Annotated in this window: 30 protein-coding genes; 14 read left to right on the top strand and 16 right to left on the bottom strand. The window is 53.4% G+C overall.

Annotation, left to right across the window (positions count from 1 at the left end; translation table 11 throughout):
- The 3 genes from DWY76_RS14130 to DWY76_RS13140 form a co-directional block, all read left to right on the top strand.
- On the top strand, positions 1–241 hold a 241-nt coding region (locus DWY76_RS14130; protein WP_165852642.1), incomplete at its 5' end, for a hypothetical protein.
- A 17-nt stretch (positions 242–258) separates the two neighbouring features.
- Positions 259–459 carry a hypothetical protein gene (locus tag DWY76_RS13145; protein WP_120081565.1) on the top strand — a complete coding sequence of 67 codons (201 nt, stop codon included), beginning with the start codon at positions 259–261 and terminating at the stop codon, positions 457–459.
- A gap of 10 nt (positions 460–469) precedes the next feature.
- Entirely contained in the window at positions 470–658 is a 189-nt protein-coding gene (locus DWY76_RS13140) for a hypothetical protein (RefSeq protein WP_120081564.1), read from the top strand.
- Between the two features lie 178 nt (positions 659–836).
- On the opposite strand, the gene DWY76_RS13135 is transcribed toward DWY76_RS13140, so the two are convergent.
- The 14 genes from DWY76_RS13135 to DWY76_RS13075 form a co-directional block, all read right to left on the bottom strand.
- The gene (locus DWY76_RS13135) at positions 837–1,157 is read right to left on the bottom strand and encodes a hypothetical protein (protein ID WP_120081563.1); all 321 of its coding nucleotides are present in this window, start codon (positions 1,155–1,157) and stop codon (positions 837–839) included.
- Positions 1,158–1,174: 17 nt separating this feature from the next.
- Complete coding sequence (locus DWY76_RS13130; RefSeq protein ID WP_120081562.1) at positions 1,175–1,825, bottom strand: D-Ala-D-Ala carboxypeptidase family metallohydrolase; 651 nt, start codon at positions 1,823–1,825, stop codon at positions 1,175–1,177.
- Between the two features lie 14 nt (positions 1,826–1,839).
- Positions 1,840–2,262 (bottom strand): hypothetical protein, encoded by a 423-nt coding sequence (locus DWY76_RS13125; protein WP_133300820.1) that lies wholly within the window; start codon positions 2,260–2,262, stop codon positions 1,840–1,842.
- 11 nt (positions 2,263–2,273) lie between these two features.
- Positions 2,274–2,669: an isoaspartyl peptidase gene (locus DWY76_RS13120; protein WP_120081560.1), complete on the bottom strand. Its 396-nt coding sequence runs from the start codon at positions 2,667–2,669 to the stop codon at positions 2,274–2,276.
- Positions 2,670–2,672: 3 nt separating this feature from the next.
- Positions 2,673–2,834 carry a hypothetical protein gene (locus DWY76_RS14125; protein WP_165852641.1) on the bottom strand — a complete coding sequence of 54 codons (162 nt, stop codon included), beginning with the start codon at positions 2,832–2,834 and terminating at the stop codon, positions 2,673–2,675.
- A 17-nt stretch (positions 2,835–2,851) separates the two neighbouring features.
- Positions 2,852–3,181: a hypothetical protein gene (locus DWY76_RS13115; protein ID WP_133300819.1), complete on the bottom strand. Its 330-nt coding sequence runs from the start codon at positions 3,179–3,181 to the stop codon at positions 2,852–2,854.
- Positions 3,136–4,314: a reverse transcriptase domain-containing protein gene (locus DWY76_RS13110; RefSeq protein ID WP_120081558.1), complete on the bottom strand. Its 1,179-nt coding sequence runs from the start codon at positions 4,312–4,314 to the stop codon at positions 3,136–3,138. The genes DWY76_RS13115 and DWY76_RS13110 overlap by 46 nt, the downstream gene beginning before the upstream one ends.
- 384 nt (positions 4,315–4,698) lie before the next feature.
- Entirely contained in the window at positions 4,699–5,157 is a 459-nt protein-coding gene (locus tag DWY76_RS13105; protein ID WP_120081557.1) for a hypothetical protein, read from the bottom strand.
- A 6-nt stretch (positions 5,158–5,163) separates the two neighbouring features.
- On the bottom strand, positions 5,164–5,349 hold the full coding sequence (locus tag DWY76_RS13100; protein ID WP_097772628.1) for a hypothetical protein: 186 nt from the start codon (positions 5,347–5,349) through the stop codon (positions 5,164–5,166).
- 214 nt (positions 5,350–5,563) lie between these two features.
- On the bottom strand, positions 5,564–7,204 hold the full coding sequence (locus DWY76_RS13095; protein WP_120081556.1) for a DUF6273 domain-containing protein: 1,641 nt from the start codon (positions 7,202–7,204) through the stop codon (positions 5,564–5,566).
- 4 nt (positions 7,205–7,208) lie between these two features.
- Positions 7,209–7,622, bottom strand: a complete 414-nt coding sequence (locus DWY76_RS13090) for a hypothetical protein (RefSeq protein ID WP_120081555.1) — start codon at positions 7,620–7,622, stop codon at positions 7,209–7,211.
- A gap of 63 nt (positions 7,623–7,685) precedes the next feature.
- Positions 7,686–8,711 carry a hypothetical protein gene (locus tag DWY76_RS13085; RefSeq protein ID WP_120081554.1) on the bottom strand — a complete coding sequence of 342 codons (1,026 nt, stop codon included), beginning with the start codon at positions 8,709–8,711 and terminating at the stop codon, positions 7,686–7,688.
- 29 nt (positions 8,712–8,740) lie between these two features.
- Positions 8,741–9,835, bottom strand: a complete 1,095-nt coding sequence (locus DWY76_RS13080; RefSeq protein WP_112122019.1) for a hypothetical protein — start codon at positions 9,833–9,835, stop codon at positions 8,741–8,743.
- A gap of 11 nt (positions 9,836–9,846) precedes the next feature.
- Entirely contained in the window at positions 9,847–10,668 is an 822-nt protein-coding gene (locus DWY76_RS13075) for a hypothetical protein (RefSeq protein WP_120081553.1), read from the bottom strand.
- 238 nt (positions 10,669–10,906) lie between these two features.
- Here DWY76_RS13075 and DWY76_RS13070 point away from each other — a divergent pair, with 238 nt between their 5' ends.
- From DWY76_RS13070 to DWY76_RS13040, 7 genes are all read left to right on the top strand, one after another.
- Entirely contained in the window at positions 10,907–12,001 is a 1,095-nt protein-coding gene (locus DWY76_RS13070) for a site-specific integrase (protein WP_120081552.1), read from the top strand.
- Between the two features lie 460 nt (positions 12,002–12,461).
- Positions 12,462–12,710, top strand: coding sequence for a DUF6061 family protein (locus DWY76_RS13065; RefSeq protein WP_120081551.1), 249 nt, complete (start codon positions 12,462–12,464; stop codon positions 12,708–12,710).
- 175 nt (positions 12,711–12,885) lie between these two features.
- Entirely contained in the window at positions 12,886–14,046 is a 1,161-nt protein-coding gene (locus tag DWY76_RS13060; RefSeq protein ID WP_120081550.1) for an ROK family transcriptional regulator, read from the top strand.
- A 185-nt stretch (positions 14,047–14,231) separates the two neighbouring features.
- Positions 14,232–15,293, top strand: a complete 1,062-nt coding sequence (locus tag DWY76_RS13055; RefSeq protein WP_117476341.1) for an NAD(P)-dependent alcohol dehydrogenase — start codon at positions 14,232–14,234, stop codon at positions 15,291–15,293.
- Entirely contained in the window at positions 15,290–15,682 is a 393-nt protein-coding gene (locus DWY76_RS13050; RefSeq protein ID WP_120081549.1) for a VOC family protein, read from the top strand. The genes DWY76_RS13055 and DWY76_RS13050 overlap by 4 nt, the downstream gene beginning before the upstream one ends.
- A gap of 33 nt (positions 15,683–15,715) precedes the next feature.
- On the top strand, positions 15,716–17,098 hold the full coding sequence (locus DWY76_RS13045; protein ID WP_117530100.1) for an MFS transporter: 1,383 nt from the start codon (positions 15,716–15,718) through the stop codon (positions 17,096–17,098).
- Between the two features lie 9 nt (positions 17,099–17,107).
- Positions 17,108–18,076, top strand: a complete 969-nt coding sequence (locus DWY76_RS13040; RefSeq protein ID WP_120081548.1) for a carbohydrate kinase — start codon at positions 17,108–17,110, stop codon at positions 18,074–18,076.
- Between the two features lie 102 nt (positions 18,077–18,178).
- Here DWY76_RS13040 and DWY76_RS14270 read toward each other — a convergent pair whose 3' ends face one another.
- Positions 18,179–18,358: a hypothetical protein gene (locus DWY76_RS14270; RefSeq protein WP_207665862.1), complete on the bottom strand. Its 180-nt coding sequence runs from the start codon at positions 18,356–18,358 to the stop codon at positions 18,179–18,181.
- Between the two features lie 742 nt (positions 18,359–19,100).
- On the opposite strand from DWY76_RS14270, the gene DWY76_RS13030 reads away from it, so the two are divergent.
- The 4 genes from DWY76_RS13030 to DWY76_RS13015 all read left to right on the top strand — a co-directional run bounded on the left by DWY76_RS13030 (position 19,101) and on the right by DWY76_RS13015 (position 23,830).
- Positions 19,101–20,423 carry a phage/plasmid primase, P4 family gene (locus DWY76_RS13030; protein ID WP_117948956.1) on the top strand — a complete coding sequence of 441 codons (1,323 nt, stop codon included), beginning with the start codon at positions 19,101–19,103 and terminating at the stop codon, positions 20,421–20,423.
- A 356-nt stretch (positions 20,424–20,779) separates the two neighbouring features.
- Positions 20,780–22,027, top strand: coding sequence for a hypothetical protein (locus tag DWY76_RS13025; RefSeq protein WP_243112051.1), 1,248 nt, complete (start codon positions 20,780–20,782; stop codon positions 22,025–22,027).
- Positions 22,028–22,105: 78 nt separating this feature from the next.
- Positions 22,106–22,420, top strand: a complete 315-nt coding sequence (locus DWY76_RS13020) for a helix-turn-helix domain-containing protein (protein ID WP_117530097.1) — start codon at positions 22,106–22,108, stop codon at positions 22,418–22,420.
- Positions 22,421–22,432: 12 nt separating this feature from the next.
- A complete protein-coding gene (locus DWY76_RS13015) occupies positions 22,433–23,830 on the top strand; it encodes a site-specific integrase (protein ID WP_120081546.1) in 1,398 nt (465 codons plus the stop codon).
- Here DWY76_RS13015 and DWY76_RS14265 read toward each other — a convergent pair.
- Positions 23,827–24,020: hypothetical protein (locus DWY76_RS14265; protein WP_207665861.1), on the bottom strand; the 194-nt coding region annotated here is incomplete at its 5' end. The two genes, DWY76_RS13015 and DWY76_RS14265, sit on opposite strands and share 4 nt — an antisense overlap.

Raw genomic sequence — 24,020 nt, 5'->3', positions numbered from 1 at the left:
CAAGGGCAAGCTGACCCGCATTCCTGATGAGGTCGAATACGACTTCAACGACCGGCCGCACAACTGCAAGCGGTACGTTGACGAAGATTTCAATGAATACGGCATCCATGAGGACGGCTTCATTGTTGCCATCCCCTGCGAAAAGGCTTGGGGGTTCAGCACCAAAGAGAAGTCCCGGATTGCCGCCATGATTGAAAAAGAGCGCCAGGAAGCCGCTGAGCGCCGGATGTTCGGTGATTGATGGGAGGTATGAACTGAATGCTTACGCTTGAGCAAGCGCTTCAGCACGGCGCCGCCGTCGGTGTCAAATACTATGTGAAAAACAGCTATGACAAAATCGTTGGCGGAACCTGCACAGAAGAACAGGCGCTTTCCATGAAGAAGCGCTTCGAGGAAGAAGACAAGCACAACCCTTGGACAAAAGGATCCACCCGCTTTTACATTACCAAAATAGGATGAGGTTTATTATATGAATGATTTGGAGCAGGCTCTCCGCATCCTGCGCGGAAGCAAACAATATAATTTCAATGGCACGGTTTTGACTGTGATCGGCTATTATACCGGCAAGCGCATTTCCCTTGATTTGGGTAAGTTGGATGCGGATATGCTGGAAGCTCTCACCCCAGATGAGGAAGCCGATGACGGCGGTATTTGGTAATCTGCAAACAAAAAATCCCCCTGCACTGGCCGATGAAGTCAATGCAGGGGGATTTTGTATGCTGCCGGGGCGGCGAAATGTAAAAATCAAGAGCGGAACTGCCCACAGGCAATGCCGCTCTCTACAAAAAGCCGTGGCTTTTCAAGTGGTTCTATTTTAGCTGGCGTTTATGTATCCGTCAAGCCTTTTTGGTACTCAGCGCCGCAGTCATAGCGTAAAAAGCGCGCTCAATGACCGCATCCAGCACTTCATCCGTGATTGCCCACTGGATGATGGCCGGGCATTTGGCGCGGAGGGCGGCGAAGACCTGCTTTTTCTTCTTCGCCCCCTGCCCCGAACCCATAATGGACTTTTCAGCCCGGTTCACCAGATCCAGCGCCAGATTCTTAACAGTAGCCTTGTAACCCAGCCGGATACCGCCGACTGCCAGCGAAACAAAACCCGCCGCCATCAGAATGACAGCGACCGGCACGGGAATAAAACTCAGAATAGCTTCCATGATGGTTTCCTCCTATGTCACAGATACTTGTTGGCCCCAGAAATTGCCCGCCAACTGGCAGGGCCGCAGATGCCATCCACGGCCAGCTTGTGCTTCTCCTGCGCTTTCAGCAGGGCGTTTTCGGTTTTTTCTCCAAAAATGCCGTCCGGGGTCAGCCCCAGCAACCGCTGGAGCATCTTCGTGGCGGTTCTGTTCACATCGCCCACGCTGCCCCGGCGGATCGTCGGCAGGATGAACGTGTTGTAGGTCGTGCTGGGATAGTGCTTCGGTGCATCGCAGAGCCACGTTGCCTTTGTGTCGCGGGTATCAGTATGTACGATGGCGCAACCATCATACCAGTAGATACCCACCGCCTTGAAGTACTGGGTGGCAATGATGCCCAAAGCCACAGGATTGATGCTGCGGTCCACCATGCGCCAGTCTGCCGCCATACCATAGCGATGCTTGCTGCCAGAGCTGCCGCCGACTGCCGCATTGTGCGAGAGGCAGCGGTATCCGCTGGTCACCTTGATGGCCTTGCCCAGCTTATCCCGGATGGCCTGAAGTTTTTCGACCAGCTCCGAATCGACCATCTGGCGAGTACACCCGCAGGGGCACTTGAAGTCCTTGCGGGTGAAGTTCTTGCTCAGGGCAGATGTGTCGCTGGCCTGATAGACGATGACTCTCATGTAGAAAACCTCCTTCAAGAGAAGTCGTGCTTTTGAAGCCGCTCATTGTACACCCGTTTGATATTCGCTACCGCACAGATGCAGCGGTTGTTTTTGTAGTCGGGGTGACTGCGGCAGTAGTCCTCATAGGCATCAATGACGGCCAAAATCTCGATAAAATGCTCCCTCGTGTGGTGCTTATCATCAATCAGTTCGTCATTGAAGCGCAGGATCTGGGTACGCAGAAGATTGGCATTGCGCTCATCATCAACTTGGATATGCTCCTCCAGCTTTTTCTGGGTCTGCTTCTGCTGTTCCAGCACTTCAGCATTCAGGGCGTGTCCGATGATTTTCGCAAGCCTGCTCCACGGATTGATCTTGATGGGCGAAACCTCAATGAGCGAGAGCAGCACCAAAACCATCCCGCCACCGCTCCAGAATAATTCTTTCAGATTCACAGCCATCCCCCTCACTGAACCAGCGCGGCGATTGCCTGCAAATCAAAAATCGGAGCATCAAAAAACGCTCTCGCCCACAGCCAGTAGTCTTCGGACTCCGGGCGGCGGTACTTTTGGCAGAGTGCCGATGCCCAAACCCGGTTCCAGCGGGTCTGATAGTCCGCATCCCGGCGCTCAAGGCACCGCTGGATGTTCCCTACCAGTTCCCCGCGCAGGGTGCCGTTACCGTCATCGTCCTGCACAAAGCAGTCCATGCCGTTCTGGCTCCCTACAGCACACACGCGCTGGTTTTTGTGCATAAGAAAACCGTCCTGACAAGTCAGGGCGGTTCCATAGGGAATATTCACTTTTCCATCTATGCCGTCGAAGCGCGCCCGGCGGCGGGCGATAAAGCGTTCATGCTCCATGGGTTAGACCTGCTCTTTCTTCTCGGTCTTCTCGGCGAGCAGAGCGGTCAGCTCGTTATACTCGTCCTCGGTCAGCTTGTTGGCAGCGTAAAAGACATCCAGCTTGGTTGCCATGCCAGCGGTGTTGCCCTTTTCAATCATGCGCTTGCAAGTACGATACAGCATTCAGTTCACCCCCTTTCTCAAGAAGCATCGGTATCATCAGTGATGCCCAGCTCCAACAGGGTCAGGCGGTACGCCTGATCCACGTTGAGAGCATCAGCATCCTCGATGGCGGTTTGGGTTTCCGTGACCCAGCTTCCAATATCGGTCTGCTCCAGCATAACGCTTTCCAAATCGTCCCCCATAGGGTCACGATCGAGCAGATGATACGGTGTGCCGGCATAAGAAATGCCCGAAGCATCAGGCTCCGGGCAGAGGATATAACAGCCGTTGTCGGCTTTTTTGATGTAGGTCACGTCCTCGGTCAAGGCAAGGACGGTGCCATCACTGGCTTTGATGATTTTGAACAAGGCACTCTACCTCCAAAAATTGCATAGCAAAGCCGCCGCAGACGCAGCAGCCGCCCATGGTCATCAAAATTTTTATAGTAGGCTTCTTGGCAGTTCATATACTGCGCCACCTCCTGCAGGGTACGTTTCCCGGCCAGCCATTCACGGTGGAACAGCTTCAGTTTTCTCCGTGCGCGTATCACACCATCACGGCTACCATTGACTTTGATTTTTCCGGTCTCGGTCAAGGTAAAACGAGCCTTGCACCAGCGGAACGGCTTCGTCAGCGGGATGATCTTGCATTTCTTCTTGTTGACCGGGATGCCGCGGATTTCAAACTGGCGCACGATAGCGCGGCCCAGATTTTTCAGATCTTCGATATCCGGGAGAATGATGCAGTAATCATCCATGTAGTGTCCGGCGCTATGCGTGGACATCTGGCATTTGATCCAGTTGTCCACAGCACTGGGCATTGCCGCCATTTCTTGTTGGCTCGGCTCAACGCCCAGCGGCATCCCACGGCCCGGAAATTCGCCGGGAGCAGTATCAATAATGGTATCTGCTATCCGCCGAAAATCAGGGTTCAGGATATACCGCTGGTGCCGCTGATAGATGATAGAATGGGGTGCATAAGGAAAGAACTTCTTCAGGTCGAGCAGCAACACCCCGCCCGCACGGCCATACTTGCGGTAATGCCGTGCCAGCTGCTGTTTGATGCGCTTGATCTGCCAGTGCAGTCCCTTACCAATCCGGCTTGCACCGTTGTCATAGATCATGCTGGGGTCGTAAAGCGGCTCCAACACTTCCTTGCTGATGACCTTGTGGATTTGTCGGTCTGTAATATGAGGAGCGTCAATCCCACGAATCTTGCCGCGTTCGCAGACCGTGAAATGAACGTATTTTTTAGGCCGCCACCTTTTTGCCAAAATAAGCCGCCGCTGCTTCGCTGTGTGGGAAAACAGATGCCGCTCAAAGTTCTGCGTACTCTGCTTCCAGCGTACACCGTTGCAGCATTTCCGGCCATATTTGAACATCGTGTGGTAACTAAATACTTCTTCCAACGAACCGAGGGCGGCACACCGGGCTTCTTGTCTGGCTCGGCGTGCTGCCCGGCGGCGTTGGTATCGCGCTTCATGGCGCTCCTGACTTGTCATAAAATTATTCGCTCCTCGTACAGATAAATTGTCGGGCATCGTCTAATCTGCTTTATGCCGGCACATGAAACGCGGTAAGATGCATCCCGCGCCATGCAAGAAGCGTCCGTGTCAGCATATCGAAAAGCAGTTTTAGAGGTTTGACCCTCAGGGAAGTACCTCTCCTTTTGCTATGGTCGTCTTTCACCTATGGCTACTCCATGTGACCAAGCATTGCAAAATCCGGGCACAACACCATACGCATTGTTAGCGTTGTTATAGTCCAACGACCCCGACGACGAAACCGCGCAGAAGTAGTTGTTGTTGTTGATGTTGTTGTAGTTCGGCGACCGCAGCCACCAGACCGCCGCCGCAGGAATTGACAGAGATACACCCACTTAAAAATCAGGCTTTCCGATTGACCGTTCCGATCATGCCTTGCAGCAGGTCGTTTTCCTTGTCAATCAGCTCACCCAACTTTTGAGCCATTTTGTCCAGTCTTTCAGTTGCTTTCTTCGCATCGACACTTTTCCCTGAGGGAGTTGTGAAACATCCCTGCGGGTTCTGGGTCATGATGAGATAGCAGTGAGTCAACCGAACATCCAGCGCCATCAGGGATGCCCGCGCTTCCAGAAGATGTGCTTTGCGAAGATGGCGCCGCTGATCGTCTGAGGGATAGATGCTGTTCGCCTTTTCAGCGTGGTCTATCACCTCACCCGCCAGCTTTGCGACCGGCTCTGCAATCAATCTGGAATACCTTGCGGAAATGCGGGTCAGGAAGTTTATCGTTTCAATGTAAATCGCGTTGGCGACATTCACATACTCCGCCTTGCTTTCTGTGCGCTTGGATTTCAAAACTGACATGATGCTTTAGTCTCCTTTGGGGTCATCAAGATTGATTTCCCCTTGCTCTCGCTCAACTTCTTCCAGATGCTTGAGCAGCACATACTCTATGTAGTTCGTGATGGACCGATGCTCTTTTGTCGCAAGAACACCGATTTTGTCAAAAACCTCATCGGACAGGCGCAACGTAAAGACGCGCTTGTTAGTTGCCATACAATACCTCCTAACGAACAGGTTTTGAAAGTATTGTATAGCGTTTTTTATGGCGTGTATGCACTCAAAAGACAGCTGAGTGATAGCACTTTCAGCATCTTTTTTCAAAAATTCTCGCGGGGCGCTGACGCGCCCTTTGGATTTTTTGAGGGAAATTTGCTGGTTTCCGCCCACTTCCGTGGGCTTGAGTAGGTCGAGAACCCCTGCGGGGGGATTAGACTACAAAGCCGGGCACAACACCATACACATTGTAAGCGTAGTAACAGTCCAACGACCCCGACGACGAAACCGCGCAGAAGTAGTAGTAGCCGGTGATGGTGGTGTAGTACGGCGACCGCAGCCACCAGACCGCCGCCGTTCCGGTGGCGGAATGTTTATTGGCAACTTTGCTGTTACCCGCTTTGAAGTAATCGTACTGTGCCTGATAGTTCGGCTCCGCATCATTGCAATACTGGTGCGTTGCAAAAACCTCATACTCGGACAGCAGGAACAGATAATCCGTGGTAGAGGACACGTTGCTGGCGGTATTGCCGCCGCCCTTATTATCCGTATACTTCGTGCAGGACTTCATCACTGCCCGCAGATCAGAGGGAAGTGCGGCCATCAGCGTGTTCGCGGTCGGGCTGGTGGGAGAGCTTGCGCTACCCAGTACCTTGCTTCGCATCTGACTGCTTCCCCAGCCGCCAGAGTTCGTGTTGCTGGTGTTCATCGTGAATGCGCCAGACGTGGAAGTCGTGCTGCCGTAGCTGCTATCCACCAGACCAACAAACTTGCCGCTGATCTTACCCAACAGGAAGTGGATGCGGTTGCTGCCCTCCTTGCCGGAATTGTGGTTGAAACCGATGATAAAGGCATCAACTTTCAAGCTGGAGATCGTAGTCGCACCCACCTTGCCATTGATGGTCACGGACTTCGTGGCACCAACAGACCAGTAGTTTGCACCCTGCCCAGCATCGCTGACGGCCTTGATGACTGCCCAACTGTTGCTGCTGAGCGTTTTGGACACCAGCGTAACGGCCACCGTGAACGTCTTGCTGGACGGTGCAGTATAGTTGGTATCTGCACCCACATTGACCGTAATAGTGGCACTGCCGGTCGCCTTTGCGGTCACCGTGATGGTGGTGCCGGAAACACTTACCGTTGCAATGTTAGTACTGCCAGAGGATGCGGTCACCGTACCGCTGCCAGGCCGCGTAACAGTGATGGTGCCAGAGGTTTTCGGGTAGGTCAGGCTCAGACTGCTTGCGGACAGCGTAATACTGCCGGTCGCCTTGCCGATCGTCCACGAAGCGCTCTTGGCCGTAGTCGTCCCATCCGACCACTTATAATTGGAAGTCGGGGTAAAGGTGGCGCTGTAGCTGCCAGCGTTGGTTGCGCTGCTCGTGCCGCCGATCGTAAGCTGAGAACTGTTATAGTTGCTCCACGACGGGGACTGCGCCGAGCCATTATAGGTCACGCTGCCGGTCTGTGCCGGCACATTCTTGACCTCGGCTCGGCCGATCGTCCACGACACACTCTTGGCTTCCTGCGTGCCGTCCGTCCAGACATACTTGCCGATGGGCGTAAACGTGGCCGTATAGGTGCCAGCATTGATGCCGGAGGTCACGCCCCCGATCGTCATCATGCTGCTGTCATAGCCTTTCCATGTGGGACTCTGGGTGGAGCCGGTATAGGTCAGGCTCCCGCTCTGGGCGGGCACGGCCTGAATCGTCAGGGTCAGCACAGAAAGCGCATCAATGGCTTCCTGCACATTCGCCGCCGAAATGCCGGACTTGCTGTTGTCGTAGGAAATATCTGCCGCAGTGCCGCCGGACGAACCGCCGCCACCGCCAGCATTAAAAGGACCCCATGCCATAAGATTAACCCTCCTTTGCCGCTGTTGCGGCCGTGATGATGTGGTACTGCGCCGAAATCGTAGCTGTTGGCACCGATGCCGCACGAAGCCGGAGGATGCCGGCACGGCTTTCGGTCGCAACAAAATTTGCCGCTCGTGCCACTGCGCTGCTCGCCGGGGCAACATCCACCGCCACATAGTCAGCCGCCGTTAAGCCGCTGATTGCAATGTCGATGTAGTTCGTATAGCCGGGAACACTGCTGTCAGTTTTCCAGCCAGTTGCAGGGATAGAAAAAGAAACGAACTCCGTTTTATCCGCTTTTACTCTATCCATTTCATCCAAAGCAGCGGCCGCGGCATCAGCCACCTGTGCCGCCCGATCTTTTGACTTCTGGGACACAGCCCGAAGCTGGGAAAGGGTCGTGAGCTTTTCGCTCAATAGGATCACCTCCCGAAAAAAGGAAGCGGCGGGACATCCCCGCCGCTATCCATGCTTATGAACTTACTCGCCGTATACCTCGGCCAGCATCTCGGACACCTCGGCATCGGTAGCCGTGTGGTCCGCAATGGCCTTATTGATGGTGGCGCCCATGCCATCCAGCTTGGTCTTATCCGCAGCGGACATCAGGCCAGCCTTGGCAGTGGTAGCCTCGTCATAGGTGGTATCCTGCGCAGGGATGCCCAGCTTGGTGATGTCATCCTTGGTCACAGGAGTGGTGGCGGTCACATGGCCCTCTTCATCCACGGTGGTCTTGTACAAGCCGCTCGCAGCAGCGGTGTGGGTGGGATGGACATACTTGTTTGCGCCAGCCGCAATGCCGTCCAGCTTATCCTTGAGGGCCGCAGTGAAGTTCTCGTCAGACAGGCCCTTGCCTGCTTCCTTTTCAACATAACCGGACAGATCAACGAAACCGGCCAGCACATCGTACTTATAGGCATCGCCGACCTTGACCACCACGACATTGGTGCCCTTGGGATGTTTGTTGCCCGCGTCCTCAACAAAGTTGGCGGTAGTAGTGAAAGCATCGGTGACATTGTACACATTGCCCAGAATGCTCTCAGACAGAGAGGGCAGTTCAGCAAAGGCAACAGAGCCAGCAGGCTTATAGACAGCGCTGATCTTGGCGTTGATCTCATCCTTGGTGTAGGCATTAGTAATGCCGTAACCGTCCAGAGTAGTTGCCTTGTCAGCCTTGCCCTCCAGAACAGCAGCCAGCGCGTCATCGAGATCCGACTGAGAAACCTTTGCCTTGAAAGCCAGAGCGGCCAGCCCCTTGATGGCAACATCAGCACCGTTCACGGAAATGCTGCCGTTCTTGGAGCCAGTGGCGATCAGGATGTCAACCATCTTATTGGCAATAGCCAGCGCAGTGCCGTTCACCTTGACACCCTCAAGGACGTTGGCCTGAGAGCCAACATTCTCCAGAGTATCAACACGCGCCTCCAGAGCATCGGCGACCTCTTTCTGCTTGGTACCCAGTGCCTTCAGGTCAGCCAGTTTTACCAGATGTTTCTCATTGTAAGCCATAGTAGTTTTCCTCCTAAATTTTCTGTGATTTACTCACCATAAATTTCTTTCAGCATTTCGGAAGTATCATCCGAAGTTGCAATCTGATCTTCGGACACCTTTGCATTGGCCGAAATCGTGCCGTCTTCGGTCACTTCGATTCCGTTACCAATCTTAACGTGTCCCAGCTGTTCGCGGGTCGCAACGGTCAAGTCACTCTCTCCACCCCCTCCCTTGCCAAACAGAATGATGCAAGTGGAAATGTCTGCGGCGGGGACTTCCTTGGAGTAGAATTTCACCACTCCATCCCCGGTTTCGCATCCGTTCACGACACCCGCATCTTCGGCAATATGAAAACTTCCCAGCAGAGGTGCGCCGCTCGGAATGAGGGCGCTCGTACTGTCGGGAAGTTCTGCGGTATAGATATAGCTGTAGTCCGGGCTTTCTTCATCAGCCTGTTCCCAGCCCGATGCAGCCAACGTCAGAAAGTATGTACCGTAGTACCCACCGCTGCCATGTTCCGCAATCTCCTTGCGAATCATAGTCTCAACAGTCTTCTGATCCATGATCTGACCGGACTCCTCCAGCTTCTTCATGGCGGAACCCACTGCATCCATGATGATGCCGGCATGAGCTTCCGGGTCTTCATTGTGCCGCTGGAGCAGGTCATTTACTGCCGCCACCGTTGCAATGGCTTCCGGGTCGATTGCCGCCGTCACGGTATCAACATCACCAACGGCGGCGATCAGATCAATGGTAGCCAGCTTGCCCACAATCGAACTTGCCGGGCGGATCCATTCAGGTTCATTTTCCAGCACAAGATAGGTATAAGGGACTTCGCCCTCATCGGGGTCTTCTGCATAAAGGACAACCGCCGTGCAGTAGAAGCCCTTGTCCACATTTGCCGAGTTGATCTGCACCGTGACCTGGCACTCACCATCCACCGGGTTGGTGATGCCCGCAATCACGGCATCCATGACATAATCGGCAGGCTCCGTCATGGTTTTCGGGGTCTTGTCGTCCGGGATATTGCCCTTGCCCACGGCCACCCGCGTGTATTTCATCGCACAGCGGCCAGCAAGAACCTTTGCGATCAGGGCAATGCCGGCGGCAGACCCATAGCTGCCGTCTTCATATTTCGCCATAAGCTCTCTCCTTAATCAATTCTTCTGGGCTTGAGGTGTGTATGGTAAACAGCGCCACGCACGCCCTCATGCGCCATGGTGGCCGTCTGCACAGTGTCAGGGTATACGCCCTCGATCACAGGCGGCAGATAGGTTCCTCTTGATGTTTCAAAGCGGCTTTCAAACAGCCGGTCTTTTCCAACAATCGGCGGATAGAAATCAGCTTCGGTAAAGCCGCCGTGGCCGATTTTGAAATCTGCCCGGCTGCTGCGGTCCTGTGAAACGGGAGGAAGCCAGCGAACCACATTTACCATCGCGCCGTGACCAATGTTCAGGTCATAGCGGTATGTGCGGTAGGTCCGCAGATACAGGCGTAGGCCAACACCGGCGGTCAGAATACGCTTGAGGGCAACTGCAATCTGATCTATCAGCGCCAGCCGTTCCTCAGAAAGCAAGCTCTGATCCACATACAGTGCGACCTTTGCAGGGTACACGTCCTGCAACTCGATATCCGAAAACTGAACACCCAGCAGCTCCCCCGCTGCCCGGATGACGGTATCGCCATCGCCGCCGGAAAGCTGTGCCAGCATCTTGACCCGGATTAAAATTCGGTAGAGGGCATCACTTGCTGCACCGCGCTGTACACCAAAGTTGGCTCCATAGCGGTCAAGGACTGCGCCCTCAGCATTTTCAAGGTCATCCCACAGCCGAACCAGTTCGGCATTTTTATGGATAACCTCAAAGCCATCTGCCAGCAGGGAAAACAGTTTTCCGATGTTCGTTTCCAGCTTACGGTTTTTTCGGACATTCTGTAGATCCCGGTGGGTATAGGGGTCTGTCAGTATGTCCAGCATCTTTTCAAGATATTTCAACCTTGAAGAAGAATTTGTTGAAAAAGCAGTACATTATTGGACTGATTGCAAAGGCATAGATTTTAATTGTTTATAAAACGAAAAAACGCCCCCGGTGCTACCAACACCGAGAGCGTTCAAATAGATTGGCTTACTCAAAAAGAGCAGTCACAACCGACACTGTGATTATACCTCTTTTGGGTAGGCTTGTCAAAGTGTACCCAAAGGAGGTTATTTTATTATGGCAAGACTCAAAAAAAGAAAAGATGGCCGCTATCAACGCAAGGTGACATTGTCCAACGGAAAACAGAAATTTGTATACGGCAAAACGATTGCTGAAGTCAATGCCGCTGCAAATGCACTAATGAACCAAGATACCGCCGGGCTTGAAGTTGGAGATCACACATTGGTGGGCGAGTGGGCAAAAATTTGGTTGAAAAACTATAAATCCGATTTACGGGCCGCTACCATCAAAATGTACCGGGATAGCTATAATCTCCACATCATGGAACAGATCGGATACATGGAACTCCGAAACGTAAAACCAGTTCACATCCGACAGGTTATGGCCAGCGTTGCATCCAGATCGGAAAGCCTGCAGCGTAAAGTTCTTCTGACTATGCGCCAGCTTTTTGAGGAAGCACGTTTGAATCATCTGATTATTGATAATCCAACTGAGGGTATCAAAATCACCCCTCACGCTAAAGCGGAAAAGAAAAAAGCTCTGCTTCCCGATGAGGTCGATATTCTGATGAGTGTAGTCGTAGAACCACGCGCCCGCGTATTCTGCGCCCTCTGTCTGTACTGCGGGCTTCGCAAGGAAGAAGCGCTTGGGTTGCAATGGTCGGACATTCAAAGCAACTCTCTGACCGTCCGGCGTGCTATGACCTTTCTGAACAATCAGCAAGATCCCGTAGATGATCTCAAAACAAAAGCTGCGCACAGGGTCATTCCTATCCCGGACAAGCTCAGAGCCATCTTGCTTGATACACCACACTTGAGCCGATATATTGTCCCTGCCTCCAATGGCGGGGATATGACCCGCTCCGCATTCACCCGAATGTGGAATTCTCACGTTGTTTCCCTTGTGCCTTTTCCTCTGCATCCCCACATGCTGCGGCATACCTACGCAACGACACTTTATCGTGCAAGGGTAGACTTACGCACGGCACAAAAACTAATGGGACACAGCAGCATTCAGGTCACCGCCGATATTTATACTCATCTGGAACAAGAGGATTCACTCCATGTTGCCGATAAACTCAACGAGTATTTTTCCGGCAAATCTGAGAACTCCGTGAAAAGTAGTCAAAAAGTAGTCAAGCTCGCCATCTGATACAAAAAAAGAAGCCACACAGCACGTTTTTCAACGCTACTGTGTGGCTTTTCTGGTGCACCTCCAGGGACTCGAACCCTGGGCCCACTGATTAAGAGAAACCGATGTGCAACATTCGTCAATTTTCCAAATCACGCAGTTTCGTTGTTTTTGGCGTTTTGTCGTGATTTTGCGCTTTGTATCCTTTGCATTATTTGCACATGACGTTTCATCTTGCACCCGTTATCCAGCTATTCCGGTGTGCAAAAAGTGTGCAAAAATGTGCAGAGCCAAAATCAGCACCTTAAAACAGGTATCGGATTTTTATGCAATGGGGTGAAAACAGGTCTGTTTCATCCGGCGAAAGGCACACTCTATATCACCAATTTATACCACACATCAAATGTACATCAACAATTTGATTCTTGGCAGGGATATGGACAATCGAACTGACACCACCTTATATAAAAGGAGTTTTCCCATGAACAAACTGCTTTCCTGCCGCTACAACATGGACACCAACCGGGTGGAAGCCCGGTTCGCTGATGGCTCTGCCGTTGCCATCGACTGCGTCGCCATCGAGGACAAGTACGGCAACACCCCGAAACAACGGGCAGAACTTGACTGGCTGCTCTACCATAAGCCTTTGGAGTATGCACAGCTTGTGCTGGGAGGAGAGATGGAGCACTATCTCTCGCTGGGATGCGACCACGGCAGGCTGGAAGATTAAGTCCCTATAAAGAACACGGTGCCCACCGACCTATGGTTTGCCATAAGCTGGTAGCATCGCTTCTTATCCATAAGCAACTCGCTCTTTTCGGCTAACGCTTTTTTGTAAATGTTTCCCTTGCAGAATCTCGCCAGATTCTCTATAATAAGAAAGAGCTTTATAAATCTTCTTTCAAATGTTGAATCTGCTCTTGGAGGTGAGTGAGCCCATGACCGGCAGCGGCGCAAATAACCGTGATGTTAAAAAAATCAACCGCATCCGAACGATTCGCAGCATTTTTTCCTGCGACCGAATCTCGCAGCCGGAGCTTGCGGCAAAAGTCAACAACAGCTGGCCGACCGTATTGCAGAATGTCAAAGAACTGATGGCGATGGGACTGGTGCAGGAGGTCGGCACCTTTGAATCCACCGGCGGGCGCAAGGCGAGAGCATTCGCTCCTGTACGGGATGCCAGACTTGCGGTCGGACTGGAGATTACCCAGAATCATGTCGGAGCAGTTCTGGTCGATCTGTCCGGTAACCTTCTCCGCTATGAGCGTAAAAAGCGTCTTTATGAGCGGTCGGACACCTATGCGGAAATGCTTGCCGGAATCGTGCAGGGGCTGATCGAAAAAGAGGGCTACCCGGTGGAAAAAATTCTGGGTGTCGGCATTTCGCTGCCCGGTATTCTGGACAAAGAGGGGCAGACATTGGTTTACTCTCATGCCTTGGGTCTGCGGAATGTTCCTACCGAAGAATTCAGCCGTTACATCCCGTTCTCCTGCCGGTTCATCAATGACGCGAACGCTGCCGGACTTGCTGAAGTGCGCGACCTCGAATCTCCCCGCAGCCTTGTCTACCTTTCTCTGAGCAACAGTGTCGGTGGTGCGATTCTGACCGGTGGAGCGCTCTATGGCGGCGACCATCTTCGTGCCGGAGAGTTCGGGCACAACACGCTCGTTCCCGATGGCCGCCCCTGCTACTGCGGAAAAAAGGGCTGTCTGGATGCCTATTGCTCTGCAAAAGTCCTCTCCCGACTGACTGACGGAAATCTTGCACTATTCTTTGATGGGTTGCGCTCTGGCGATGCAGCTTTGCAAACGGCATGGAATGAATACCTTTCTTACCTTGCTGTAGCAGTCAATAATCTGCGCATGACCTTCGACTGTGATGTAATTGTTGGCGGCTACGTTGGCGGATTTCTGGCAGAGTTTGGCGAACCGCTCCGGGAAATGCTGGTCGAGCGTAATACGTTTGAGCCGGACAGTTCCTACCTGAAGTTCAGCCGCTATAAGCTGGAAGCCTCTGCGCTGGGAGCCGCTCTGCTCCATATCGAAGCCTTCATTCAGAACCTATAAACCTTCCCATCGAGGACGGCACCTGCCGTCCTCGATTTTTTGCACAATTCCGCCGCTTTTTCCTTGTGCAGTTCTCCGAATCCGCGAAAAAGGGCTTGACTTTGGTTGTGCGGTGTGCTAATTTGTAGTCACATTCATAAACACTTTATAAAAGTTAATAAACAAATAAAAACGGAGGTCATCTTATGAAAGGCACAATGAAAGTTGCAGTCATGAACGGCATCGGCAAGATGGGCTACACCACCCGCCCGATCCCCACACCCAAAGAGGACGAAGTTCTGGTCAAGCTGGAATACGTTGGCATCTGCGGCAGCGATATGCACTACTATGAAACGGGTGCGATCGGCAATTATGTAGTCAAGCCGCCGTTCGTGCTGGGCCACGAGCCGGGCGGCACAGTCGTGGAAGTTGGCAGTGCTGTCAAGCATCTGAAAGTCGGCGACCGCGTTGCGCTGGAGCCGGGCAAGACCTGCGGTCACTGCAAGTTCTGCCGTGAGGGCAAATACAACCTCTGCCCGGATGTCGTGTTCTTCGCTACTCCGCCGGTAGACGGTGTTTTTCAGGAGTATGTGGCCCATGAAGCAAACCTCTGCTTCAAGCTGCCGGACAACGTAAGCACCATGGAAGGTGCGCTGATCGAGCCTCTGGCTGTTGGTTTCCACGCAGCCAATCAGGGCGGTGCTCATGCCGGTCAGACTGCGGTGGTCATGGGTGCAGGCTGCATTGGTCTGGTCTCCATGATGGCGCTGAAAGCCGAGGGTGTTTCCCGTGTTTACGTTGTGGATATCATGCAGAAGCGTCTGGATAAGGCTCTTGAACTGGGTGCAGACGGTGTGATCAACAGCCGCGAAAAGGATGCCGTCCAAACGATTCTCGACCTGACCGATGGTCTGGGCTGCGACCTCGTTATCGAGACTGCTGGTACAGAAATCACTACCCGCCAGGCCATTGAGATGGCGCAGAAGGGTGCAAACATCGTTCTGGTCGGTTACTCCAAATCCGGCGAGATGACCCTGCCTATGAGCCTTGCACTGGACAAGGAACTGACCTTCAAGACCGTGTTCCGTTATCGCCACATTTACCCCATGGCGATCGATGCCGTTGCTTCCGGCAAAATCAACCTGAAGGGCATTGTGACCAACATCTTTGACTTTGACGACATCCAGAATGCCATGGACAAGAGCATTTCGGACAAGGCCAACATCGTCAAAGCAGTGGTGAAGATTGCGGAGGCAACGAAGGTATGAGTTTTCCGCAGGTTCTGACCGGTGTGGCGCACATTGGCATCCCGACAAATGATCTCGACAAGACCATTGCATTTTACAAGAAGCTGGGGTTTGTTTCTGCGCTGGAAACGGTAAACAAAGCCGCCGGGGAGCGCGTTGCGTTTCTTCAGCTTGGCGATCTGATGATCGAAACCTATGAAAACCATCGTGCGGCGGAAAAGGCCGGAGCAATCGACCATATAGCTCTGGCAACGACCGATATCGAAGCCGCATTTGCTGCAGCAAAAGAGGCAGGGATGCACCTGCTGCATTCCAGCATCCAGTCACTGCCGTTCTGGGAAAACGGTGTGCGCTTTTTCATGGTCGAAGGCCCGAATAAAGAGAGAATAGAGTTCTGCCAGAAATTATAAGCATCGCGTCAAGAGGAGAAAGGAGCGCGCCGTATGAGTTACACAGCAGAGCCGAAACAGCAGGATACGAACATCAAAGTCCCTCTGATCAGTAAAATCGCTTACGGCATGGGCGATGTGGGCTGCAACTTCAGCTGGATGTTCGTTGGCAACTTCTTGATGATTTTTTACACCGATGTCTGCGGCATCAGCATGGCGGCAGTGTCCCTCCTGATGCTGGTCTCCCGCTTCTGGGATGCCATCAATGACCCCGTGATCGGTTCGCTGAGCGACCGCACCCGTTCCCGCTGGGGACGCTACCGTCCATGGCTGCTGTTCGGCGCACCGGCAACTGCTGTGGTGCTCGTGCTGACGTTCTGGGCGCACCCCGCATGGTCAGACAGTGCCAAGAGCCTGTATATGTACATTACTTACTGTGTACTGGTTCTGGGCTATACCTGCGTGAACATCCCTTATGGTACGCTCTGCGGCACCCTGACCCAGAACATCGAGGAGCGTGCGAAAATCAACACCTCCCGCTCCGTCTGTGCCATGATCGCCATCAATATCATCAACATCATCACCCTGCCTTTGATCTCTGCTTTTGGCGGTGATAATGCAGCACGGGGATATCTTCTGGTGACCGTCCTTTACGGCGGTATCTTCACCCTCTGTCACTGGTTCTGTTTCGCCAAAACCAAAGAGGTCGTCCAGCCCCCGGAGCGGGAAAAAGTCTCACTGAAAAAGCAGTTGGATGCAGCGCTTCAGAACAAGCCCTACCTGATTGCACTGGCGGGTCAGTTCCTGTTCGGTGTGACGCTGTATGGCCGCAATGCCGACCTGCTCTATTACTTCAAATATGTGGAAGGCAACGAGAATCTGTTTACCATCTACTCGATGATCCTGATCGTTCCCTCCATTCTGGGTGCTGCGGCATTCCCCTTCGTGTTTGAAAAGCTGGGCAACAAAGGGCACACCGCTTCCCTTTTCGCTGCCGGAACCGGCGTTTCCCTGATTGCGCTCTATTTCTTCAGTGCAGTTTCTTCTCCCATTCCGTTCTATACATTCGCTGCACTGTCCCAGTTCTTCTTCTGCGGATTCAATACCGCCATCTACGCCATCGTTCCCGACTGCGTGGAGTATGGCGAGTGGAAAACCGGTGTCCGCAACGATGGTTTCCAGTACGCATTCGTTTCACTGGGGAACAAGCTGGGCATGGCGATTGGCACCTCTGCGCTGGCTGGTGTGCTGAGTGCATTGAGTTTTGCCCCCAATCAGGTGCAGAATGCTGCCGTGCAGAATGCGATGCACTATGCATTCTCGCTGCTTCCCGGTGCGCTGTGGCTGGTAACAGCGATTGTCCTGTTCTTCTACCGAATCAGTAAGCGTTCGTATAACCAGATTATGTCCGAACTGAACGCTAAAAAAGCAGGTTGAGGTGATACCATGTTTGATGTTGTAGCTTTGGGAGAAAGCCTGATCGACTTTACCCCGAACGGAACCAATGCACAGGGCATCGAATTGTTTGCCCGGAATCCCGGCGGTGCACCCGCCAATGTCCTTGCCATGAATGCCCGTCTGGGCGGCAAAACAGCATTCATCGGAAAAGTCGGCAAAGACGGATTCGGCGATTTTCTCCGCCAGACCCTTGTGGAAAGCGGCATTGATGTGTCCGGTCTGGTGATCGACGAAAAGATTCCCACGACCCTTGCCTTCGTTCAGCTTGACAGCAAGGGAGACCGCTCCTTTACCTTTTACCGGAACCCCGGTGCCGATGTGATGCTGACTTCGGCAGAAGTCAACAGGAATCTGATCGACGATGCTGCCATCTTCCATTTCGGCTCTGTCTCTCTGACCGCCGACCCGAGCCGCACCGCCACGTTGGAAGCTGCGCGGTATGCACGGCAGCAGGGCAAGCTGGTCAGCTTTGACCCCAATTACCGTCCGCTTCTGTGGGAGCACCCGGCAGATGCCGTTGTCCAGATGCAGGAAGGTGTCAAGCTGGCGGATCTTCTGAAAGTTTCCGAGGAAGAAATGCAGCTTATCACAAACGAAAGCGACCTTGCCCGCGGCTCACAAGCCCTGCTCGAAGTGGGGCCATCTCTTGTGCTGGTATCGCTGGGTGCAAAGGGTGCTTATTACCGGAACGCTGTGGGAGCAGGGCATCTTCCCACCTATGATGTGCCTACCGTGGACACGACTGGTGCAGGCGACGCTTTCATGGGCGCAATTCACTACCAGCTGCGAGGAAAAGATGCTGAGGATTTGCGTACCCTCCCTGCATTTGAGCTTGAAGAAATCGTCCGCTTCGGCAATGCAGCGGGCAGTCTGACCACGACAAAGGGCGGCGCAATCCCTGCAATGCCCTCCATGGTGGAAATTCAGAACTGCATTGCCTCTATCCCACTGCTGTAAAAGAAAGGATACCCTATGACAAAATTACAGATCAGAATGCGGCAGGTCAATCAGGTCAAGGAATTTGTAGATTTGCTGTCCAAATATCCCTATGAGATGGACTTAGTCTCCGGGCGATATACCATTGATGCCAAATCCCTGCTTGGCATTTACAGTCTCGACCTGAGCAATCCGCTTACCCTTGTGATTTATTCCGATTCTTGCGAAGAACTGCTGGCACAGCTCCATGCGTTGCTCCCAGATTGCATCGTCTGATTTTCTACGCTTTTCTCCTTCTTCCATTTGCACCGTTCAATTCTGGTTCTCCTTCACCAGAATCGGGCGGTGTTTTGATTTGTATAAGTCCTACTATCACCGCATTCCCTTAATAAATTTTGCAAGCCCTTATTGATGTGCCTCATTGCCTTGTCAAGAGGGCTGGCACCGCCCAGCCCTCTCTCTTTTTGCCAAAGTTTTCATTGCTTTTTCTTGCACACTGCCGAAAGTGACGTATTCTCAAAACTTTTTGTTGACACGGCTCGATTTTTGTGGTAGTCTATTCCAACAATTGAATATAACATATTTTTACATATTCGTTCAGACCCTGCGGGGCTGAACATCTTGGCTTTCAGCCGTTACATAACCGACTAGCATGACCTTCCAGAAAAAGCGAAGGCAGGGCTGGTCTGTTTTGTGACGGCTTTTTTATTGCCGTTTTGCCCGTTGGACCTTGAAAACCGCATGACCGTCTGTATGAGATACCCGGCGATGACCCTGAGAAGGAGAGCCGGAAAACGCCGCCGGAAGGGGGTAGGAAATCCATGCAGAGAGAACGGCAATTCACCTCATGTGGTCAAAATGAGCACATGAGGTGAAACGGACGTTTATCTACTCGTTGCGGCAGGAGAAATCAATGTAGACAAATTGTCCACATTGATTTGCCGTAACCCAAAGGACGTTTATCCACCTGTTGCAGCAGAGAAAATCCATGTGGCCAAATTGACCACATGGATAAGCCGCAGCACCGAAGAAAGGATGTGTGCCTATGGGAAACAACTTTACCCCTGCATGGATCAAGAAAGGCTTCTTCAACGAATCCCTGTTTTGTGACGATTTTCTCAGCACCCACCAGCTCCTCTATGTGAATGGCGCATTTTTCACCCCGGACGGCAGGGTCACAGACACCATGAACCTGCGCTGTGAAATTTTCGATATGCTGCGAGACCATATCGGCGCAAATATCGCCAAACGGGTCAGCAATGTCGTGGACGTACTGAAGCTGGCGGCACAGGTGGAGGACTTCCCGCCCGTCACTGACCGTATTGCACTGGCAAACGGCACCCTGTATCTGGACGGCACCTTTCAGGAGGGCAAGCCGGAGATCGTCCGCAACCGGCTCCCGGTCAGGTATGACCCGAAAGCCCCACAGCCTGTCCATTGGCTGCGGTTCCTGTCCGACCTGCTCTACCCGGAGGACATTCCCACGGTGCAGGAGTTCATCGGGTACTGCCTGATCCCCAGCAACAAGGGCCAGCGCATGATGGTCATCAAGGGCAACGGCGGCGAGGGCAAGTCGCAGATCGGTGTGGTGCTGTCCCGGCTGTTCGGCTGCAACATGAAGGATGGCAGCATCGGCAAGATCTCGGAGAACCGCTTTGCCCGTGCTGACCTCGAACACACCCTGCTCTGCGTGGACGATGATATGCGGATGGAAGCCCTGCGTCAGACCAACTATGTCAAGTCCATCGTGACCGCACAGGGGCAGATGGACTTGGAGCGCAAAGGCAAGCAGAGTTATCAGGGCTGGATGTACGCCCGCCTGCTGGCGTTCAGCAATGGCGATTTGCAGGCATTGTATGACCGCTCGGACGGTTTCTATCGTCGTCAGCTCATCTTGACCACCAAGGATAAGCCCCTGTCTCGTGTGGATGACCCGGACATTGCCGAGAAGATGGCGGCAGAGGTCGAGGGCATCCTGCTGTGGGCATTTGAGGGCTTACAGCGGCTGGTGAAAAATGGCTTCCAGTTCACCGAGAGCGACCGTGCCAAGCGAAACCGGGAACTGGTGAAGCGGGACAACAACAATGTGTTCGATTTCCTCGAGTCCGAGGGCTACATCCGCCTGAAGGCGGATGCCTGCACCAGCTCGAAAGAGCTGTATGAGGTCTACAAAATGTGGTGCGAGGAGAACAGCCTGAACGCCATCAAGTCCCGTGGATTCAGCGATGCGCTGATTGCCAACCAGCGCAGGTACAATCTGGAACACACCAACAACATCATCAATTCTTCCGGGCGGCGTGTCCGGGGCTTTGTGGGCATCGAAGCCCTTGTGCAGCCTGACCTCACCCCCAATGGCTGGCGGGCATGACCCGCTTTTGATCCCCCCTATATGGTGCGTTTTCGATCTTTCGCTGCGTACGTGCGTACAGAGAAAGCCGCCTGCTGCGTACGCACGTACGCAGCAAAACGCCAAAGTTCTCCTTTATAGGGGGGTGTTGGCAAAGTGTCAAGTTGACAGTTTGCCAAAATCAGAGGGTCAAAATGACCCTCTGAAAAACCGGACGAGCTGTCCTTCAGGGCGGCTTGCCCGGAGCAAGAGTGCAGAGAGCGCAGCTCTTTGCCCCAGTGATATGATGCTGTGCGTCATATCCTACTGGGTATTATCTGGCGCAAAACGGCGGCAGATCCAGCAGCTCCGCTGCTGCGTTCTCCCACGCCAAGCTGTTGAAACGGAGGGATGTCTATCTGAAACTGACACGACACAACGGACGAGCCGGAGCACACGGCACTTATAACCCCAAGCACAATGACCGCAGTTTCAACCTTGCCAACAGTGAGCACATCGACCCTGAACGAGCCAAGGGCAACATCTACTGGGACTGCTTTCACGGCTTCCGCTCGGCTCTCGCTCCACCCGACCCAGATGATCTGGCGGCGACCTTCTCGGATGTGGAACGGCAATTCTATGAGAGCCGCTATTCCAACTTTGTGGAAAGCCAGAACGAGCGCAACGCCAAGATCCGGCACACGGAACGCAACCGCTCCATTCCCGACCTGCTGTCCAGCCGCAAGACCTGCCCGGAAGAGACCATCTACCAACTTGGAACGCTGGATGAACACGCTTCGGGCGAAGTTCTGCTGGCGGTCGTGACGGAGTTTATTGAAGAGTTCAAAGCCAAGTATGGCGACCATGTTCATGTGCTGGACTGGGCGTTGCATCTGGATGAAAGTACACCGCATATCCACGAACGTCATGTGTTCGACTGCGAGAACAAACACGGAGAGGTCGCACCCCAGCAGGAAAAGGCATTGGAAGTGTTGGGCTTCAACCTGCCCGACCCGGACAAGCCCCTCAGCCGCCGCAACAACCGCAAAATCACCTTTGATGCCGCCTGCCGGAAGATGCTGTTCGAGATTGCAAAACGGCATGGTCTGGAATTGGAGGAAGAAGCGGAGTATGGCAACCGCAAATATTTGGAAAAGCAGGATTTCATCCTTGCCAAGCAAAAGAAGCAGCTTGCCGCCCAGCAGAACAAGCTGGACGAGTTGACCCTGAAAGTTTCGGACATGGAGACCCTGCTGGAGGATGTTTCGGCTGCAGCCTACGACAAGGCGGTGGAGGTAGTGACGGACGTAGTGCGCACCGAGACTCGCAAGGAAGATATGCGGATGATCGAGGACACGAAGAAGTGGGTGCTGTCCCCGGAACGTAAGGCTCCGCAGACCACGAGAGAATACGCCGCCCATCGGTTGGACACCGTGCTGGACAAGTTTCTCAAGACCATGCAGACCACCACCGCACGTCTGCAGGAGAAGCTCCTGAAGCCGGAAGTCCGTCAGAAAGGTAAGGAGCAGGTCAAGGAGAAAGCACGAGATTCCGTTCTGCAACTGCTGAACCGCTTACAGGCAGAACAGGGGCAAAACAAACCAACGGCGCAACCCCGCAAACAGGAGGGGCACTCGGAAATCTGAACTCATCGGGAACGTTTGGGGCAGAAAGCTGGCACTTTCTGCCCCGGCACCCGGTTACAAGGAAACGGAGGTCTGCCTATGAATATGAATCGGCCTGACATGACCGAAGATGTGAAATCTAAAGATTATACGAATAAGTCCTTGCAAAAGGACTCGAACCCGGTTACAATGAAAGCGTCCAAATCCCCTGCCACAGAATCTTCTGACCAGACCAAAGCAGCCAAGCACGAACCTCTTGTTTACCGGGTGGAGGAAATCGCCCAGCTTTTGGCGATTTCTCCCCGTGCGGCGTACAACCTGTGCAACACCACGAAGGATTTCCGGGTGCTGCGCATCGGCACCAGCATCCGGGTGAACAAGCAGAGTTTCGACAGCTGGTTTGCGGCGGTCTGAGGGAGGTAATCTATGGCATCTATCATGAAGCGCGGAGATTCCTACTCCGTCCGTTATAAGTACAAAGACCATTCCGGCAAACCCTGCGAGGGATGGGAGAGTTTCAAGACCAGGAAGGAGGCGCAGGAGCGGAAGATCACGGTCGAGAAAGAATTGCTGGACGGCACATTCCTTGTCCCCGACACCATGACGGTGGAGGAGATGCTGTACAAATGGATCCCGATCCAGTCCACCAAACACAAATGGTCTCCCAAGACCTACACCCAATCTGTGGCGATGGTGCAGAATCTTATCGTGCCGTATATCGGGAAACGGAAGGTGCAGGAACTGCGAACCTACGACATCGAGAAGTTCTATGCTACCCTTGCCAAGACTCCCTGCGGGCAGTACGTCCACGGCGTAAAGCAGCCCCTGACCGAAAAGCAGAAGAAGCGGTTGCTGTCCAGCACCTCTATTCACGAAGTCCACACCCTGCTGAAAACCGCCTTTTCCTATGCGGTGGAATGGGACTTGATCCACAAGATTCCCCTGCCCCGTGATGCCCCCAAGGTCAATATCGAGGAACGCACCATCTGGGACGAGAAAACCATGCTGGCAGCCTTGCAGACCATCGAGAACCCCGCCCTGCATCTGGCGGTGCACATGAGCATGATCCTTTCGCTCCGTGAGGGCGAAATTCTCGGCTTGCAGCCGAGTGATCTGGACTTTGATGCCGCCGATGGGCGTGGCACCATCTCGGTCAGCAAGACCATGCAGCGAGCCAACAAGGACGCTCTGGAAAAGCTCGACCCCAATCAGGTGTATCACACCTTCCCGGACAGGCGTGAGGGAAGCAAATCCTCTCTCATCCTGAAAAAGCCTAAGACCAAGAAGTCCAACCGCGTCCTGTATATGACGAAGCCCTTGAAGGAAGAACTTCTGGCATGGTTGGAAAAGCTGAAGCAGGACGAGCAGAACGCCCCGGAAAAGTACAGCAACTGCGGGCAACTGTTCCGGCTCCCGGACGGCCTGCCCATCGCGCCGGAGTTGCTGACAAAATGGTACCGCCTGTGGAGAGCCGAGCATCCAGAGTTTGAACAGATCGTGTTCCACGGTCTGCGGCACTCCAGTGCCACCTACCAGCTTTTGCAGTCTGACGGTGACTTCAAGTCGGTGCAGGGCAACACAGGTCATGCAACGGCATCTGTCCTGATGGACACCTATGCCCACACGCAGGACAAGCCCCGGTTGGAGCTGACCGAGAAGATCGAAGCGAACTTCTATTCCCAAGACCTGACCCCGGCAGCACCTCAGCCCCGGCAAAACGAAAAGCCGGCGGCAACAAAAATCTCCGGTAAGGAGATCCTTGAAGCCATCCGGCTGATGGACGCAGACGAACGCAGAGAATTGACGAGAGCCTTGTTCGCCTAAAATTTCTTCTTTTTATGCAAAGGAAAGCAGGCTGTGCAAACCTTGCGCAGAAAAGCCCCCGATTCGGGCAAATGTGCAAACGGTGTGCAGAAAGTGTGCAGCCGCTTTCCTACATAAAGAAAGAACGCCAAATCTTGCGATTTGACGTTCAATATCTGGTGCACCTCCAGGGACTCGAACCCTGGGCCCA

The organism is Faecalibacterium sp. AF27-11BH, assembly GCF_003603005.1.
Lineage (GTDB): Bacteria > Bacillota > Clostridia > Oscillospirales > Ruminococcaceae > Faecalibacterium > Faecalibacterium taiwanense.
The sequence above is the reverse complement of the archived record's forward strand: the minus strand, read 5'-3'. Positions and strand labels throughout refer to the sequence as shown.

Excerpts from the sequence above, each read along its gene's own strand:
- DWY76_RS13145 (WP_120081565.1), top strand. The coding sequence starts at position 259 with ATGCTTACGCTTGAGCAAGCGCTTCAGCACGGCGCCGCCGTCGGTGTC.
- DWY76_RS13140 (WP_120081564.1), top strand. The coding sequence starts at position 470 with ATGAATGATTTGGAGCAGGCTCTCCGCATCCTGCGCGGAAGCAAACAA.
- DWY76_RS13135 (WP_120081563.1), bottom strand. The coding sequence starts at position 1,157 with ATGGAAGCTATTCTGAGTTTTATTCCCGTGCCGGTCGCTGTCATTCTG.
- DWY76_RS13130 (WP_120081562.1), bottom strand. The coding sequence starts at position 1,825 with ATGAGAGTCATCGTCTATCAGGCCAGCGACACATCTGCCCTGAGCAAG.
- DWY76_RS13120 (WP_120081560.1), bottom strand. The coding sequence starts at position 2,669 with ATGGAGCATGAACGCTTTATCGCCCGCCGCCGGGCGCGCTTCGACGGC.
- DWY76_RS14125 (WP_165852641.1), bottom strand. The coding sequence starts at position 2,834 with ATGCTGTATCGTACTTGCAAGCGCATGATTGAAAAGGGCAACACCGCT.
- DWY76_RS13110 (WP_120081558.1), bottom strand. The coding sequence starts at position 4,314 with ATGACAAGTCAGGAGCGCCATGAAGCGCGATACCAACGCCGCCGGGCA.
- DWY76_RS13105 (WP_120081557.1), bottom strand. The coding sequence starts at position 5,157 with ATGTCAGTTTTGAAATCCAAGCGCACAGAAAGCAAGGCGGAGTATGTG.
- DWY76_RS13100 (WP_097772628.1), bottom strand. The coding sequence starts at position 5,349 with ATGGCAACTAACAAGCGCGTCTTTACGTTGCGCCTGTCCGATGAGGTT.
- DWY76_RS13095 (WP_120081556.1), bottom strand. The coding sequence starts at position 7,204 with ATGGCATGGGGTCCTTTTAATGCTGGCGGTGGCGGCGGTTCGTCCGGC.
- DWY76_RS13085 (WP_120081554.1), bottom strand. The coding sequence starts at position 8,711 with ATGGCTTACAATGAGAAACATCTGGTAAAACTGGCTGACCTGAAGGCA.
- DWY76_RS13080 (WP_112122019.1), bottom strand. The coding sequence starts at position 9,835 with ATGGCGAAATATGAAGACGGCAGCTATGGGTCTGCCGCCGGCATTGCC.
- DWY76_RS13075 (WP_120081553.1), bottom strand. The coding sequence starts at position 10,668 with ATGCTGGACATACTGACAGACCCCTATACCCACCGGGATCTACAGAAT.
- DWY76_RS13070 (WP_120081552.1), top strand. The coding sequence starts at position 10,907 with ATGGCAAGACTCAAAAAAAGAAAAGATGGCCGCTATCAACGCAAGGTG.
- DWY76_RS13065 (WP_120081551.1), top strand. The coding sequence starts at position 12,462 with ATGAACAAACTGCTTTCCTGCCGCTACAACATGGACACCAACCGGGTG.
- DWY76_RS13060 (WP_120081550.1), top strand. The coding sequence starts at position 12,886 with ATGTTGAATCTGCTCTTGGAGGTGAGTGAGCCCATGACCGGCAGCGGC.
- DWY76_RS13055 (WP_117476341.1), top strand. The coding sequence starts at position 14,232 with ATGAAAGGCACAATGAAAGTTGCAGTCATGAACGGCATCGGCAAGATG.
- DWY76_RS13050 (WP_120081549.1), top strand. The coding sequence starts at position 15,290 with ATGAGTTTTCCGCAGGTTCTGACCGGTGTGGCGCACATTGGCATCCCG.
- DWY76_RS13045 (WP_117530100.1), top strand. The coding sequence starts at position 15,716 with ATGAGTTACACAGCAGAGCCGAAACAGCAGGATACGAACATCAAAGTC.
- DWY76_RS13040 (WP_120081548.1), top strand. The coding sequence starts at position 17,108 with ATGTTTGATGTTGTAGCTTTGGGAGAAAGCCTGATCGACTTTACCCCG.
- DWY76_RS14270 (WP_207665862.1), bottom strand. The coding sequence starts at position 18,358 with ATGGAAGAAGGAGAAAAGCGTAGAAAATCAGACGATGCAATCTGGGAG.
- DWY76_RS13030 (WP_117948956.1), top strand. The coding sequence starts at position 19,101 with ATGGGAAACAACTTTACCCCTGCATGGATCAAGAAAGGCTTCTTCAAC.
- DWY76_RS13020 (WP_117530097.1), top strand. The coding sequence starts at position 22,106 with ATGAATATGAATCGGCCTGACATGACCGAAGATGTGAAATCTAAAGAT.
- DWY76_RS13015 (WP_120081546.1), top strand. The coding sequence starts at position 22,433 with ATGGCATCTATCATGAAGCGCGGAGATTCCTACTCCGTCCGTTATAAG.